Below are 14,571 nucleotides of genomic sequence, written 5' to 3'. Positions count from 1 at the left end.
CTGCCGGTTCGCGTCAGTCCTTCCATTCCATCTTGCGCAGCAGCATATCGCTCACGACGGTGCGATAGCTGGCCCGGTCGGCCGATTCCGACTGCAGCTTTTCCTCGCTGCGCTTGTAGCGCTCCATCATCACCTTGTTGCGGCGCTTGCCTTCGGCATTATCGACGAAATTGGGAAAACGCCGGATCAGGTAGAGATCGGGTTCGTTCGCCCGCGGATGGGTATTGATCAGGATTTCATAGCTGTTGAGCCAGCCCTGCTCGACTGCGAAATCGGAATTGGCGCGCCATTCCCCGGCAAGCCATTGCGAATATTTGAGCCCCGCCCCATCGGACAGGTCGATTCCGGTCACTTCAACCCATTCACCCGGCTCCATCGGATAAGGATCATCGTCCTGTGCCAATGCGGCGTATGGCAGAGCAAAGGTAAGCGCCAGCGCCCCCACAGGCGCGAGTAGTTGCAGTTTCATATGCAGTCTCCCCTAGCTTGGCCCGCAAGATTGCGACCAAGTAAGGCGTCAGGGCCGAAAGCGGCCCGATTGTTCTGAGATTGCACCCCCAACGCGGGCGGAAACGTTCACCTTGAATGGGTGAGAGTCAAACTGCTCGGATAAAACTCTGTAATTGCAGCCATTTTCAATTGTTTCCGCATACCGCCCAAGCCGCGCGACTCGAAATCGTAATGGCCGTTCCCGACCGGCGCTCTTGACCCGCGTCAAAGTTATCCACCGCGTGTAAGGCCCCGTTTTTCCCCTACGGCGGCGCCGTGATACGCTTCCCTTCTCAATCTTGGGGGAGAGAAACCATGGATTGGAATTACCGCTTCGATCAGGACGTTGCGAGGGAGCTGGCCGAGAAAGTCGGACTGGCGCTCATCGCCCTCGTCGTAACATGGGCACTGGCGCGTGCCGCAAAATGGGCATTCGCCAAACTGGTCGACAATGTCGACTTTTTCAAACGTGGAACGGGCAGTGGGGAATCGCTGGGTGAATCGCTGGGCAAGATCGTCTCGCTGCTGATCTGGCTTTTCGGCCTTCTGGTCATCCTCAACATACTGGGCCTCGGCGGCGTCGCCGGACCGGTCGATAGCCTGCTCGAAAATGTCGTTGCGTTCCTGCCGAACCTTCTGTGGGCAGGGTTGATCTTCTTCATCGGCATGATGGTGGCGCGTATCGCACGCGATATCGTAGTGACCGCATTGCAGACGGTCGATTTCGACAAATGGGCCAATCGCGGCGGTGTCGACAATGTCACCGGGAATAGTGCGATCAGCAAGACCATCGGCACGATCGCCTATGTCCTCATTGCCATTCCCGTGGCGATTGCTGCGCTCGAACAGCTCGGCATCGAATCCATCTCGGCACCGGCAAGCGACATGCTGCGCATGATCTTCAACGCCATCCCCAACATCATCGCAGCCGCGATCCTGCTGGGCATCGGTTACCTGATCAGCAAGTTCGTGGTGCAGATCATCAAGGAGATCCTGCCCGGGCTGGGTGTCGACAGGGCACTGGCCGAAAGCGGGCTGATAGCCGAAGGCACTACGGCATCGGGCATCATCGCTCGCGTCGTCCAGGTGGCCATCGTGCTGTTCTTTGCCATCGCGGCGACCAGGTTGCTCGGTTTCCCTGAACTGACTGCAATACTCGACCACCTGCTCGAACTTGGCGGCAGGGTCATCTTCGGGGCCGTGGTCATCGCCTTCGGTTTCCTGATCGCGAACCTGCTGGCACGACTGATCAGCGGCGATGCGCAGACAAGCTCTGCAGGGGCCGTCGTCAAATGGCTCACCATAGTGCTGTTCGTGTTCATGGGCCTCGATTTCACCGGCATCGGCGGGATGATCCCGACGAACATTCTGACAATCATTATCGCCGGTATCGCGGTGGCGGCAGCGCTCGCCTTTGGCCTCGGCGGCCGGGAATGGGCGGCGCGCAAACTCGAAGAGATGGACCGCGCTTCACGAAACTAGCTTCTGAAGCTAGAGAGCATCGGATGACTTCTGGAACATCATCTGATGCCATCGAAGGCGGGGCGCAGGACTATATCCTGCGTCCCGCTTTTCTTTCCGATGCAGCCGAACTGGCAAAACTGGGGCGCGAGAGCTTCTGCGCCTCTTTCGAGCATCTCTACGCCGCCGAGGATCTCTCAGCCTTCCTCGAGAGCGCCTACACTCCGCAGGTCGTCGAGCAGGAAATCGCGGATGATCGGTACATCCACAAGCTCGCCGATGAAGAGGGGGCGCTGCTCGGCTATTGCAAGATGTCCGACCCGAGCGGCTACATCGAATATTCCGATGCGGTGAAACCGATCGCCCTCAACCAGCTCTATACGGCCCCCGGCATGACCGGCCGCGGTATCGGTGCGCGGCTGATGGGTTGGGCCATCGCCGAGGCGAAGCAGCGCGGCTGCGATGCGATCCAGCTGTCGGTCTGGTCCGAAAATTTCGGAGCACAGAGATTTTACGAACGCTACGGCTTCAAAAAAATAGCAGATATCGATTTCTGGGTCGGTTCGCACAGGGACGATGAATTCCTGTTCGAAAAACGACTGGGCGACTGATTGGGAGAGAACAAATGAGCGAGTTCGGATTTCACAGCACGACCGACGAAGTGCTCGCCGGCAAGGATCTTTCCGGAAAGACGGTCTTCGTAACGGGCGGCGCTTCGGGCCTCGGCCAGGAAACCGCTCGCGCCATGGCAGCGCGCGGTGCGCATGTCGTGATCGCAGCCCGCAGTCAGGAGAAACTGGATACCGCCGCCAAAGCCATCCGGTCGGCCAGCGGCAATGACGATGTCGAAACGATCGTCGTCGATCTCGCTTCTCTCGACAGCGTGCGCGCTGCAGGAAAAGAGGCGAAGGAGCGCTTCGAAAAGATCGATATTCTCATCAACAATGCAGGTCTCATGGCATCGCCGCTCGGCCGCACTGCGGACGGCTTCGAACAGCAGTTCGGCACCAATCACCTTGGCCATTTCCTGCTTACCAGCAAGCTCATGCCGCTGGTTGAGAAGGGATCGGACAAGCGAATTGTCAACCTTTCGAGCCGTGGCCATCACATCGCCCCGGTCGACTTCGACGATCCCAATTTCGAGACGCGCGATTACGACAAGTGGCAGAGCTACGGGCAATCGAAGACGGCGAATGTCCTTTTCGCTGTCGGGCTGGAAGATCGCTACGCCGACAAGGGCATCCATGCCTATGCCCTGCATCCGGGCGGTATCGAAACGAACCTCGGCAGGCATCTGACTGACCAGGATCGTGCCTTCCTGCGCGACAGGATGGAACAGGTCGCCAAGGCTGGCGGCGAAGGCTGGAAGAATACTGAACAGGGCGCAGCTACGACTTGCTGGGCCGCGACTGCCGAAGAGCTGGAAGGCACCGGCGGGGTGTATTGCGAGGACTGCCAGATTGCCCAGCAGGACGATACGAGCCCGATCGGCGGGGTGCGCTCCTACGCTCTCGACAAGGGCAATGCAGACCGGCTGTGGGAGTTGAGCGAGCGGCTGGTCGGCGAGAAATTCGGCGACTGATCCTCAGGCCGGATCAGAGCCACTTCCAACGCCAGAACAGTGCCAGCTGGAGGGCAATTACGGTGGCGCATAGCGCTACGACGATCCAGAATGCGTCGGGATTCTCAGTTCCGGGGATGCCCCCGACATTGATCCCGAGCAGGCCAGTCAGGAAGCCGAGCGGCAGGAAGATCGCGGCCACGATTGTGAGCATGTAATTAGTCTGCTCGTTACGCGCGATCGAACGTCCGCGGATGTCGTCCATCAGGACGACTGCGCTTTCCTTGCTGATGTCGAGATCTTCGAGATAGCGCCGCAGACGGTCGATCGATTCAGCGATTTCGCGGCGGTCGTGATCTTCGAACCAGGCCGGTGCATTGCGCGAAATCGCCTCGAGCGCCTCGTGCATCGGGCCCATGTGGCGCTTCAGTCCCAGGCAGTTGCGCCGGATCGTCGCGATCTTTTCGAGCATGCCTTCGGGATCATCTTCCGGATCGCGATCTTCCAGCTCATCGATATGTTCGTTCATATCGACGATGGAGCGGTTCATGCGCGTGATCATCGCTTCGGTAAGTTCGGTGATCAGTGCGCCGCAATCGCTCGGCCCGGCTTCTCGGCGGTCGATCATTCGCAAGACGTGACGCGGGGTCTGCAACGGCATCTTGCGGAGCGTGACCAGCCTTTCCCCGTCACACCATAACTGCATGGAGAGCATGTCTTCCGGTTCGGCACCGGGATTGAAGTTGATCCCTCGCAAGGTCGCTACCAGCGTATTGCCTTCGCGAAAGGCGCGCGGCCGGGTCCGTTCGCCGGTGAGCAATTCGCGCGTCGGTTCAGGGATCTCGAGTTGCTGCAACCACCCATCGACCCCCGGCCGGTTGCGGCACAAATGGACCCACAGGACTTCGCCCGATCGTTCGGGCTTCCAGACCTTGGCTTCTTCCCAGCTTATCGAGCGCCCCGCCCCGTTTCCATCGAGGATGCGCCCGAACAGCATGGGGTTTTCGTCCGAACAATCGTCCGCGCTTTCGAGTTGCAGGTCTTCGAGGTCATCTTCCATGTGCACTCTCATGCCCCAAAGCCGAGCACCTGTCATTGCCCCTTCATCAAGCTGCGCTTATATGCGCGTCCATGTCTTCAGTCAGACCTTGGCGCGATATCGAACGTCGCAAGAGCCGCCAGATCATGGTTGGCAATGTCCCCGTCGGCGGCGATGCACCGATCACGGTGCAGACCATGACCAATACGCCGACCGAGGACGCGGTCGCGACCATCGACCAGATCCGCCGGTGCGAAGAGGCGGGCGCCGACATCATCCGCGTGTCCTGTCCGACGGAAGAAGCCACGGCAGCTTTCGGCAAGATCACCAAGGCCGCACGCGTCCCGATCGTTGCCGACATTCATTTCCACTACAAGCGCGCGCTCGAAGCAGCCGATGCCGGTGCAGCCTGCCTGCGCATCAATCCAGGCAACATCGGTTCGGACCAGCGCGTGGCCGAAGTCGTCCGCGCGGCCAAGGCCAACGGCTGTGCCATCCGCATCGGTGTGAATGCTGGCAGCCTGGAAAAGGACCTGCTCGAAAAGTATGGCGAGCCTTGTCCGGAGGCGCTGATCGAGAGCGCACTCGACCATATCAAGCTGCTGCAGGACCACGACTTCCACGAATACAAGGTCGCGGTGAAGGCTTCGGACGTTTTTCTCGCGGTTGCGGCCTATCACGGCCTTGCCGATGCGGTCGATTGCCCACTCCATCTCGGCATTACCGAGGCTGGCGGACTTGTCGGCGGAACGGTGAAAAGCGCGATCGGCATCGGCAGCCTGCTCTGGGCCGGTATCGGCGATACCATTCGCGTATCGCTCAGCGCCGAACCCGAGCAGGAAGTGAAGGTCGGCTACGAAATCCTCAAATCGCTCGGTCTGCGTACACGCGGCGTGCGCGTGGTTTCCTGCCCCAGCTGTTCGCGCCAGGGTTTCGATGTGATCCGCACGGTGGAAGCGCTCGAGAAGCGGCTCGAACATATCAAGACGCCGATGAGCCTTTCGGTGCTCGGCTGCGTCGTCAACGGCCCCGGTGAAGCGCGCGAGACCGATATCGGGATCACCGGCGGCGGGAATGGCAAGCACATGGTCTATCTGTCGGGTGTGACCGACCATCATGTGCAATCGGACGACATGCTCGATCACATCGTGAAACTGGTCGAGGAAAAGGCCGCCGCGATCGATGCCGGCGACGCCGTTGCTTTCGACCCGCATGCAGCCAAGGAAGCGGCAGAGTGAATGGGGACCGGGTCCTCGAACTCCAATTAGCGCAATTCGTCCCATTCTGGAGGGAAATGCTCGCGATCTGGCTCGGGTCAATCGCTCTGCTCGCCATTATCCAGGTGGTCCTTCACTGGATGGGTCGCGACCGGCCAGGTGAGTTCGCGAAACTCCTTGGTCTTCCCGCTACGCTCTGCGTCATGGCGCTCCCCGGGTTGGTAGCGCTCTATCTCGCACTGGGACTTTCGGACAGTCACGGGTTGCTTGCAGCGATGGGTGCGATGCTCGGCCTGCCGGTTGCAGCAATCTACATCGCGGCGAAGCTCAAGCGATTTCTCGCGTGGTCCCTCACCCGATTTGGAAAAGGGTTTCGGAATCCAAGGGGCCAAGTAGGGAAGGTCGGTGGCGGTTTGCCTGACACGGGCAATCGTCCCTTACTTAATGGAAAGCCGCTGGACTGACATTGCTCCACGTCGTCCATCACGCCGATTACATGGCGCCGCAGCCAACACGCGGTACATTCAAATTCGACAAATACTTCCTTGTCATGGAGGAACTCAGGGCCAGCGGCTTCCCGATGACGGAGCATGCGCCCGACCCGATGCCCAGAGAGTGGCTCGAAGCGGTGCATTGCCCCACATATGTGGATCAGGTTTGCACATCGACCGTCCCCCCTGAAAAGGAACGCCGGATCGGTTTCCCGGTCACTCCCCAGATCGCCAGCCGCGTGCGACATACCAATGGCGGAACGTGGCTCGCCGCACATCTCGCAATCCGGCACGGCTACGCTGCCAATTCGGCCGCCGGGAGCCACCATGCCCTGCATGATACCGGGGCTGGCTATTGCGTATTCAACGACCTCGCGGTGTGTGCCAACCGGCTGGTTGCAGAAGGGGTCGCCCGCCGGGTTCTGATCGTCGATTGCGATGTCCATCAGGGGGACGGCACGGCCAGCCTGACAGCCGGGCGCGAGGACATCTTCACCCTCTCCCTCCATGCCGAGAAGAACTTCCCCGTACGCAAGGCTCGCTCGAGCCTCGATGTGGCATTGCCCGATGCGCTCGGCGACGACGGCTATCTCGAGGCACTGGCCCACCACCTTCCCGCTGCGATCGAACGCTTCGCACCCGACTTCGTCCTGTATCAAGCAGGCGTCGATCCGCATGAGAATGACAAGCTCGGTCGCTTGGCCCTGACCGACGAGGGGCTGCAGGCGCGTGACAGCTACGTCGTGGCACAGGCGCGCGAACGCGGGCTGCCCATCGCTTCGGCGCTTGGCGGCGGATATGGCGCGGATCAGCGCGAAGTCGCCGCCCGCCATGCGCGCTCCATGATCGCGATGGCGCGCCAGAATGCCCTATACGCGCCGCCATGCGTTTAGGCTTCAATCGCGAGTTAAGACACGGTATGGTATGAGCCGGTGGATATGAAGAGACGAGACATCCTTGCAGGATCCTTGGCGGCTGGCGCTGCAATTGCCATGCCTGCGCGCGTTTTCGCCTCTCCCACCGGCAATTCCAAGCGCGACCGTGCGCTTCTCAAGCTCGCCAAGAGAGAGCTTGAACGAGCCGGCAGCGTCGTCTGGAAGAACGATATCGTCGGCATCGCCGATTATGGCCTTCATTCATCGGAACGCCGCTTCCATTTCGTCAATCTCGAACGCGATGAAGTGACAAGCTATCACGTCGCGCATGGAACGGGGTCCGATCCCGAGCACGACGGGTGGTTGAACCGGTACAGCAATGTCGAAGGTTCCAACGCGACCAGCCGCGGCGCCTACATCACATGGGAATGGTATGTCGGGAAATACGGAACGTCCGTACGTCTTGGCGGGCTGGATTCCACCAATAACAATGCATTCGATCGCGCGATCGTCATGCACCGGGCCCAGTATGCAGAACCTTCTCATATCGACCGTTGGGGACGCCTGGGCAGGTCGAACGGCTGCTTCGCCATGGGCGAAGAACAGTTCAAGATCGCACTGCTGAACCTTTCCGGTGGACGCCTGCTCTATGCTGACAGCCTTGGCTGGAGCGAGGATGGCACCCTTGCTCAGGCGCCGACACTCGACCTGACCGATTCCGAGCTACTGAACTCGGTGTAGACCGGGCCTGATCCGGCCCGCCCCTGTCAGGTCCGCAGGTCGTCCTCGATCACGATCACTTCTTCATCGGTTTCCTGCGCGCGGTTCGAAACGCGCGGCTTGTCGAAGCTCGCCAGAACCGGCGCGTCGCGCCCGTAAATGTCCTTGAACGTCGCCATGTTGCCATCGATGTCCGATGCCATGGTGAAATAGGTAATGTAGACCGGCATTTCGCGCTCGATCGGAACGCGGGTGTATTCGCCCGACGTCGCTACCTCTACCGCCTCGTCCTTCGTCGCGCCCTTGCCGAGGATCGCCATGGTAATGGCGAGTTCGAGGGCGCGCTCAGTGCGGATGCAGCCGTGGCTCAAGGCGCGTTCGTTCTGCTGGAACAGATTGCGCGACGGCGTGTCGTGCAGGAAGATTGCGTGCGCATTGGGCATGTCGAGCTTCATCCGGCCGAGCGAATTGCCCGGTCCGGGCTGCTGGACGACCGTAACCCAGCCGTTTTCACCCTTCGTCGCCTTGTATCCTGCTGCCTTGGCCCAACCGGGGTTGTTCAGAACTTTCGCGCCAAGCCCCTCTCCCTTCACGATCGATTGCGGAACGGTCCAGGTAGGATTGAAGATCACGCCTTCGACGGTTTCAGCCAGCTGCGGCGTAGCGGTACGCCCCGGCTTGCCCACGATCGTGCGATAGGTGCTGATGATCTTGTCGTTGACGGTCAGGCGCAGCTGATACTCAGGCACGTTGGTGATCAGGTATTGCTTGCCCAGGTCGCGGGCGAGCCAGCGCCAGCGATCCATGTTGGCGCGGATCAGCTTGCGCTTCGCCGGGTCTTTCGCCTTGGCAAGCGAAGCCTTGAGCCGTTCGTAATCGGGATGCGTCGGATTGAGCTGGGCCAGCGTCCCGGCGATGTCGCCGCTTGCGAGCGCCTCTGTCAGGAGCGTGCCGGTACGGAAGCGATCGCGGTCCGGATCGACGACGAACCACTGCTTGCGCGCATCCATCGGGGTGCGGCCATCCCGCAGGTCCTCGACCAGCCAGACGAAATTCCGGCTCGCCAGCTGGTCGAGTTCTTCGGAAGGACCGGAGGCGATTGCCGTGCGGAGTGCTTGCCCGTCGTAATCCTTCGGATCGAGCCCTTCTGCGGCGATATTATCGATGATATTTGCAAGCTTGGTAGCTGCGGCAACCGTCCATGGCTGCACGAGTGGTTCGGGCGTTGCCGGAAGGCCGCCCTGCACCATCGGTTCAGACGTGATCTGGAAGGCTTCATCGAAAGTCGCAGCCGGCTTGGCATCCTGCTGGGCCTTGGCAGTGTTTTCACCCGGCAACAGGTTTTCGGGCTCTGCATCCTGCGCATGAACCACGGCGGTCAGCGTGACGAGAGCAATACCTGCAGCAAATTTTCCCACCAGACGTCGCATATTACCGAACAATTCCCTGCTTATCTAAGTTTCGTGTGACAGGTCGCCACGCGAATTGAATTGATGACCCGTTTATAAGGCCTTTCCCCGCCTCCTATCAACCAGATCAGCTTTCGCGGCGCTGAATTGCATGCGCTATGGTGACGCAGCCACACACCCGGTCTAAGCAACCCGGCATGCAGCGTCATATCGCCTTGATGCCCGTATTCGCGACGCTGGTCGGCATCGGATTCCTGTCGCTGATGGATGCGTTCATGAAGAACGCGTCGCTTGCCATGGGGGCATATTCGGCAGCGGTGCTGCGCGCAGGCATTGCATTTGCGCTGATCCTGCCGGTCTGGCTTGCAGCCGGGGGAAAATGGCCCAAGCGCGAAGTGTTGAAGGTTCACCTGACGCGCGGCGTGGTCGGATCGATGATGGCGCTGACCTTCTTCTACGCCCTTACCAAGCTGCCGCTGGCCGAAACGATAGCGATTTCCTTCATCGCGCCTGTGATCTCGCTCTATCTCGCTGCGATCATGCTGGGCGAGCAGGTCAGGCGCGAGGCGATATGGGGAGCCGTTCTCGGGCTAGCTGGAACGGTCGTGATCGTAGGGGGAAAGCTTGGCAGGGGCCGTTTCGACGATGATGCCGCACTCGGCCTCACCGCAATCTTCATCTCTGCCCTTCTTTATGCTTGGAACCTCGTGTTGCAGCGAAAGCAGGCGCTGGTCAGCAAGCCGACCGAGATCTCGACATTCTACATGGGCACCGCAACACTCGTTTATTTGATTGCCGCGCCATGGTTCTTCCAGTTGCCGGAAATCGAAGGGTTGAAGCAGGTCGGGACGGCTTCCATACTCTCGCTCGCAGGTGCACTGATGATGGCCTGGGCCTACGCAAGGGCCGAGGCGCAGGTGCTCGTTCCCATGGAATACAGCGGTTTTCTATGGGCCAGCCTGTTCGGATGGCTGTTGTTGTCCGAGACACCCACTTCAACCGCCGTGCTTGGCGCCGGTCTGATTGTGGTGGGATGCCTGATGGCGACCCGCAGGCATACGGAACAGTCTGTGGTCTAGCGGGACAACTCGGCGGCAATAACCGGGTTATCGGCTGCGGGTTCGTCGGCAAGCGCGGCTGCGGCACTGAAGCACGCAGCGACTGCAAGAGAGGCGGCCATCACGCAAACGCGCACGGTAGCGGTCGGGCGTGACACGCCCTGTTTCGAGCTATTCATCGGTCAATTCCCTTCCGGGCGGATAGATTCGACGCCCTGTTCGACTAAAGAATGCCTTTACCCCCCTTCCGGTTCCGCCCCGCCCCCTTGACCAATCGCGCGCGAAAGAGCAGGTGCCGCGGCAAATGCCGCTTCCTGTTTTCCTCCCCGGGAAGCCTTGCAACCCATGAAAGGATGAAACGCGCCCATGACCCAGGTCGGTAAGGACACGCTCGGAACCCGCTCCACCCTCAACGTCAACGGCAAGGAATACGCCTATTATTCCTTCGCCAAGGCCGCAGAACACATCGGCGATGTGTCGCGCCTGCCGATTTCGCTGAAGGTGCTGCTCGAAAACATGCTGCGTTTCGAAGACGGCGGCTTCACGGTTTCGACCGATGACGTTCAGGCCATTGCCGACTGGCAGAAGGATCCGAAGACCGGCAAGGAAATCCAGTACCGCCCGGCCCGCGTGCTTCTTCAGGACTTTACGGGCGTTCCCTGCGTCGTCGACCTTGCCGCGATGCGCGATGCGATCGCGAAGCTGGGCGGCGATACCGCGAAGATCAACCCGCAGGTTCCCGTGAACCTGGTCATCGACCACTCGGTCATGGTGGACGAATTCGGCCACCCCAAGGCATTCGAAAAGAACGTCGAGCTCGAATACGCCCGCAATGCGGAACGTTACGACTTCCTCAAGTGGGGCTCGAAGAGCTTCCAGAACTTCTCCGCCGTTCCTCCGGGCACCGGCATCTGCCACCAGGTGAACCTCGAGCACATCGGCAAGGGCGTATGGTCCTCGCAGGATCAGGATGGTGCCAGCGTCGCCTATCCCGACACCTGCGTTGGCACCGACAGCCACACCACCATGATCAATGGCCTGGGCGTTCTTGGCTGGGGCGTCGGCGGTATCGAGGCCGAAGCAGCCATGCTCGGCCAGCCGGTTTCCATGCTGATCCCCGAAGTCGTCGGCTTCGAGCTGACCGGCAAGCTTGCCGAAGGCGTGACCGCAACCGACCTGGTCCTCACCTGCGTCCAGATGCTGCGTGAAGTGGGCGTGGTTGGCCGCTTCGTCGAATTCTACGGCGCTGGCGTTTCGACGCTCAGCCTCGCCGACCGCGCGACCATCGCCAACATGGCACCGGAATACGGCGCGACCTGCGGTTTCTTCGGTGTCGACGACAAGACGCTCGACTACCTGCGCCTTACCGGCCGCAGCGAAGAGCAGATCGCTCTCGTCGAAGCCTATTCGAAAGAACAGGGCATGTGGTTCGACCCTGCCAATGTGCCGGTCTTCACCAACACCCTTTCGCTCGACATGTCGGCGGTCGTGCCGAGCCTCGCCGGGCCGAAGCGTCCGCAGGACAAGGTCGTACTCCCGCAGGTGGACGAGCTATTCAACACCGACCTCGCCAAGATCTACAAGAAGGACGCACCCGCGCGTGTCGATGTCGACGGTCGCGACCATGACATCGGCGACGGCGACGTCGTGATTGCAGCGATCACCAGCTGCACCAACACCTCCAACCCCGACGTTCTGATCGCCGCCGGCCTCGTCGCCAAGAAGGCGAACGAGCGCGGCATGAAGCCCAAGCCGTGGGTCAAGACCTCGCTTGCACCGGGTTCGCAGGTCGTCACCGACTACCTCGAGAAAGCTGGCCTGCAGGAACACCTCGACGCGATCGGCTTCGACCTCGTCGGTTACGGCTGCACCACCTGTATCGGCAACTCGGGCCCGCTTGCGGCACCGATTTCGAAGGCCATCAACGGTAACGACATCGTCGCTGCCTCGGTCCTCTCGGGCAACCGCAACTTCGAAGGCCGCGTGTCGCCCGACGTGCGCGCGAACTTCCTCGCCAGCCCGCCGCTGGTGGTTGCCTATGCGCTCAAGGGAACAGTCACCACCGACATGGTCAGCACGCCGATCGGCCAGGACCAGGACGGCAATGACGTGTTCCTGAAGGACATCTGGCCGAGCAACGAAGAAGTCGCTTCGGTCCGCAATTCCAGCATCGACCGCGCGATGTTCGAAAGCCGCTATGCCGACGTCTACAAGGGCGACGAGCACTGGCAGGCGATCAATGTCGAGGCATCGGACACCTATCAGTGGCGTCCGGGCAGCACCTATGTTGCCAACCCGCCCTATTTCGAGGGCATGGAAATGACCCCGGCACCGGTCACCGACATCGTCGAGGCGAAGCCGCTGGCCATCCTCGGCGACAGCGTCACCACGGACCACATCAGCCCCGCTGGTTCGATCAAGGAAGACAGCCCCGCCGGCACCTACCTGATGGAAAACCAGGTTTCGAAGGCCGACTTCAACTCCTACGGCTCGCGCCGCGGCAACCACGAAGTCATGATGCGCGGCACCTTCGCCAACATCCGCATCAAGAACGAAATGGTCCCTGGCGTCGAGGGTGGTTACACCACCTACAAAGGCGAGCAGATGGCGATTTACGACGCCGCGATGAAGCACAAGGCCGACGGTACGCCGCTGGTCGTCATCGGCGGCAAGGAATACGGCACCGGCTCCAGCCGCGACTGGGCTGCCAAGGGCACGATCCTGCTCGGCGTGCGTGCAGTCGTGGTCGAAAGCTTCGAGCGTATCCACCGCTCGAACCTTGTCGGCATGGGCGTGCTCCCGCTGCAGTTCAAGGGTGGCGACACGCGTGAAACGCTGGGCCTGAAGGGTGACGACAGCTTCACCATCCACGGCCTCGCCGACCTTACTCCGGGCCAGGACGTCGAAGTCGAAGTTACCCGTGCAGACGGTTCGACCTTTAGCTTCAACGCGCTGTGCCGCATCGATACCGCCAACGAAATGGAATATTACAAGAATGGCGGCATCCTTCAGTACGTCCTGCGGAAGCTCGCAGCCGACTGATGCGAAAAGCCAATTTGATTCCCATCGCGGCGGCGGGCCTTGCGCTCGCCGCCTGCGAAGCCGGCGCGCAGCAGGCGGACGATTCCACGTCTGTGGCGGGCAATGCCGTCGCGGTCGAAACCGTCACCGTCGCCGAACTTTCGGAAATGATGGAAAACGCCTCGATCCGCCTGATCGACGTTCGCACCGACGAAGAGGTCGAGGATGGCATCATTCCCGGCGCCGAGCATATCGAGCTTGACGAATTCGACCCGGCGAAGCTCGACATGAGCGATGGGCGCGAGATCGTGCTTTACTGCCGGTCCGACCGGCGCAGCGGTATCGCGGCGGAACAGCTTTCCAAATTCACCGGCAAACCCGCCCGTCATCTCGATGGCGGCATCCTTGCCTGGGAAGAAGCCGAAAAACCGGTCGTGAATCCATAAAGGCTAGGCGCGCAGCGGCGCGCCTAGCACACTAGCGAATGGTTAACCCGGCGGTGGTAAATCGCTTGCATGAACGCGCAGTGCGATATTTCCGCCGAGCAACCTTTCGATCCCGGCGCGGATCCGGCGAAGCTTGCCTATATCGGGGCTGTCGTGCGCGCAAAACTCGATCGCAATCCCGCTGTCGAGCGGATCGATACCCCCCATGCAGAAGTGTACCGGGTCGCCCGATTCCTGACCCGGCGCGATTGCAAGGAAATCATGCGCGTCATCAACCAGTGTGCTGTGCCCTCAACGCTATACCGCGGGACCGGGATCGAGGGTTATCGCACCAGCTACACCCACCACTTCGACCGCGACGACAGCCTGACCCGCAGCATCGAGCTCTACATCTCCGATCTCATGGGGATGGACGATGACCATTCGGAACTGATGCAGGGCCAGCGTTATCAGGTGGGGCAGCAGTACAAGCATCACTTCGACTATTTCCAGGTCGGAAGCAGCTACTGGCCCGAAGAGGCCCGCAAAGGTGGCCAGCGCACCTGGACAGCCATGATATGCCTGCACGAAGCGCGTGAAGGCGGAGAAACCGATTTCCCGCATCTCGAGAAGCGGTTCAAGCCTCTAACCGGCGAAATGCTGCTCTGGAACAACATGCGCCCGGACGGCACGCCCAATCCCAAGACCCTACACGCGGGGATGCCGGTGACCAAGGGCATCAAGCACGTGATCACCAAGTGGTATCGCCAGGAAGCCTGGCGGCTGATCAATCCGGCCTGAGCAA

General features: G+C 60.7%; 15 protein-coding genes. 11 read left to right on the top strand and 4 right to left on the bottom strand.

Annotation, left to right across the window (positions count from 1 at the left end; translation table 11 throughout):
- Positions 1-13: 13 nt before the first annotated feature.
- The gene (locus AMC99_RS01390; RefSeq protein WP_061921838.1) at positions 14-469 is read right to left on the bottom strand and encodes a hypothetical protein; all 456 of its coding nucleotides are present in this window, start codon (positions 467-469) and stop codon (positions 14-16) included.
- Positions 470-804: 335 nt separating this feature from the next.
- Between AMC99_RS01390 and AMC99_RS01385 the strand changes: the two genes are divergently transcribed.
- Genes AMC99_RS01385 through AMC99_RS01375 form a run of 3 tightly spaced genes read left to right on the top strand, consistent with a single transcriptional unit; the run spans position 805 to position 3,532 of the window.
- Entirely contained in the window at positions 805-1,971 is a 1,167-nt protein-coding gene (locus tag AMC99_RS01385; RefSeq protein WP_061921835.1) for a mechanosensitive ion channel, read from the top strand.
- 23 nt (positions 1,972-1,994) lie between these two features.
- The gene (locus AMC99_RS01380) at positions 1,995-2,561 is read left to right on the top strand and encodes a GNAT family N-acetyltransferase (protein WP_061921832.1); all 567 of its coding nucleotides are present in this window, start codon (positions 1,995-1,997) and stop codon (positions 2,559-2,561) included.
- 14 nt (positions 2,562-2,575) lie between these two features.
- Entirely contained in the window at positions 2,576-3,532 is a 957-nt protein-coding gene (locus AMC99_RS01375; RefSeq protein ID WP_061921829.1) for an SDR family NAD(P)-dependent oxidoreductase, read from the top strand.
- A 13-nt stretch (positions 3,533-3,545) separates the two neighbouring features.
- Here AMC99_RS01375 and AMC99_RS01370 read toward each other — a convergent pair whose 3' ends face one another.
- The gene (locus AMC99_RS01370; RefSeq protein ID WP_420805555.1) at positions 3,546-4,583 is read right to left on the bottom strand and encodes a zinc transporter ZntB; all 1,038 of its coding nucleotides are present in this window, start codon (positions 4,581-4,583) and stop codon (positions 3,546-3,548) included.
- 59 nt (positions 4,584-4,642) lie between these two features.
- On the opposite strand from AMC99_RS01370, the gene ispG reads away from it, so the two are divergent.
- Genes ispG through AMC99_RS01350 form a run of 4 tightly spaced genes read left to right on the top strand, consistent with a single transcriptional unit; the run spans position 4,643 to position 7,874 of the window.
- Positions 4,643-5,788: a flavodoxin-dependent (E)-4-hydroxy-3-methylbut-2-enyl-diphosphate synthase gene (gene ispG, locus AMC99_RS01365; RefSeq protein ID WP_061921823.1), complete on the top strand. Its 1,146-nt coding sequence runs from the start codon at positions 4,643-4,645 to the stop codon at positions 5,786-5,788.
- A gap of 56 nt (positions 5,789-5,844) precedes the next feature.
- Complete coding sequence (locus AMC99_RS01360) at positions 5,845-6,231, top strand: hypothetical protein (RefSeq protein WP_157058225.1); 387 nt, start codon at positions 5,845-5,847, stop codon at positions 6,229-6,231.
- Between the two features lie 32 nt (positions 6,232-6,263).
- Complete coding sequence (locus AMC99_RS01355; protein ID WP_061927520.1) at positions 6,264-7,151, top strand: histone deacetylase family protein; 888 nt, start codon at positions 6,264-6,266, stop codon at positions 7,149-7,151.
- Positions 7,152-7,196: 45 nt separating this feature from the next.
- On the top strand, positions 7,197-7,874 hold the full coding sequence (locus AMC99_RS01350) for a murein L,D-transpeptidase catalytic domain-containing protein (RefSeq protein WP_061921817.1): 678 nt from the start codon (positions 7,197-7,199) through the stop codon (positions 7,872-7,874).
- Positions 7,875-7,900: 26 nt separating this feature from the next.
- Here AMC99_RS01350 and AMC99_RS01345 read toward each other — a convergent pair whose 3' ends face one another.
- Entirely contained in the window at positions 7,901-9,283 is a 1,383-nt protein-coding gene (locus AMC99_RS01345; RefSeq protein ID WP_061921814.1) for a L,D-transpeptidase family protein, read from the bottom strand.
- Between the two features lie 176 nt (positions 9,284-9,459).
- Here AMC99_RS01345 and AMC99_RS01340 point away from each other — a divergent pair, with 176 nt between their 5' ends.
- Positions 9,460-10,341, top strand: coding sequence for a DMT family transporter (locus AMC99_RS01340; protein ID WP_061921811.1), 882 nt, complete (start codon positions 9,460-9,462; stop codon positions 10,339-10,341).
- Here the strand turns inward: AMC99_RS01340 and AMC99_RS13930 are convergent.
- Positions 10,338-10,499: a hypothetical protein gene (locus AMC99_RS13930; protein WP_157058224.1), complete on the bottom strand. Its 162-nt coding sequence runs from the start codon at positions 10,497-10,499 to the stop codon at positions 10,338-10,340. The two genes, AMC99_RS01340 and AMC99_RS13930, sit on opposite strands and share 4 nt — an antisense overlap.
- A gap of 187 nt (positions 10,500-10,686) precedes the next feature.
- Between AMC99_RS13930 and acnA the strand changes: the two genes are divergently transcribed.
- The 3 genes from acnA (at position 10,687) to AMC99_RS01325 (ending at position 14,567) form a co-directional block, all read left to right on the top strand.
- Positions 10,687-13,362 (top strand): aconitate hydratase AcnA, encoded by a 2,676-nt coding sequence (acnA, locus tag AMC99_RS01335; RefSeq protein ID WP_061921807.1) that lies wholly within the window; start codon positions 10,687-10,689, stop codon positions 13,360-13,362.
- The gene (locus AMC99_RS01330) at positions 13,362-13,787 is read left to right on the top strand and encodes a rhodanese-like domain-containing protein (protein ID WP_083440037.1); all 426 of its coding nucleotides are present in this window, start codon (positions 13,362-13,364) and stop codon (positions 13,785-13,787) included. Before acnA ends, AMC99_RS01330 begins: the two co-directional genes overlap by 1 nt.
- Positions 13,788-13,856: 69 nt before the next feature.
- A complete protein-coding gene (locus AMC99_RS01325; protein ID WP_061921801.1) occupies positions 13,857-14,567 on the top strand; it encodes a prolyl hydroxylase family protein in 711 nt (236 codons plus the stop codon).
- The last annotated feature ends 4 nt before the right edge of the window (positions 14,568-14,571 follow it).

It is taken from the genome of Altererythrobacter epoxidivorans (genome assembly GCF_001281485.1).
Lineage (GTDB): Bacteria > Pseudomonadota > Alphaproteobacteria > Sphingomonadales > Sphingomonadaceae > Erythrobacter > Erythrobacter epoxidivorans.
The sequence above is the reverse complement of the archived record's forward strand: the minus strand, read 5'-3'. Positions and strand labels throughout refer to the sequence as shown.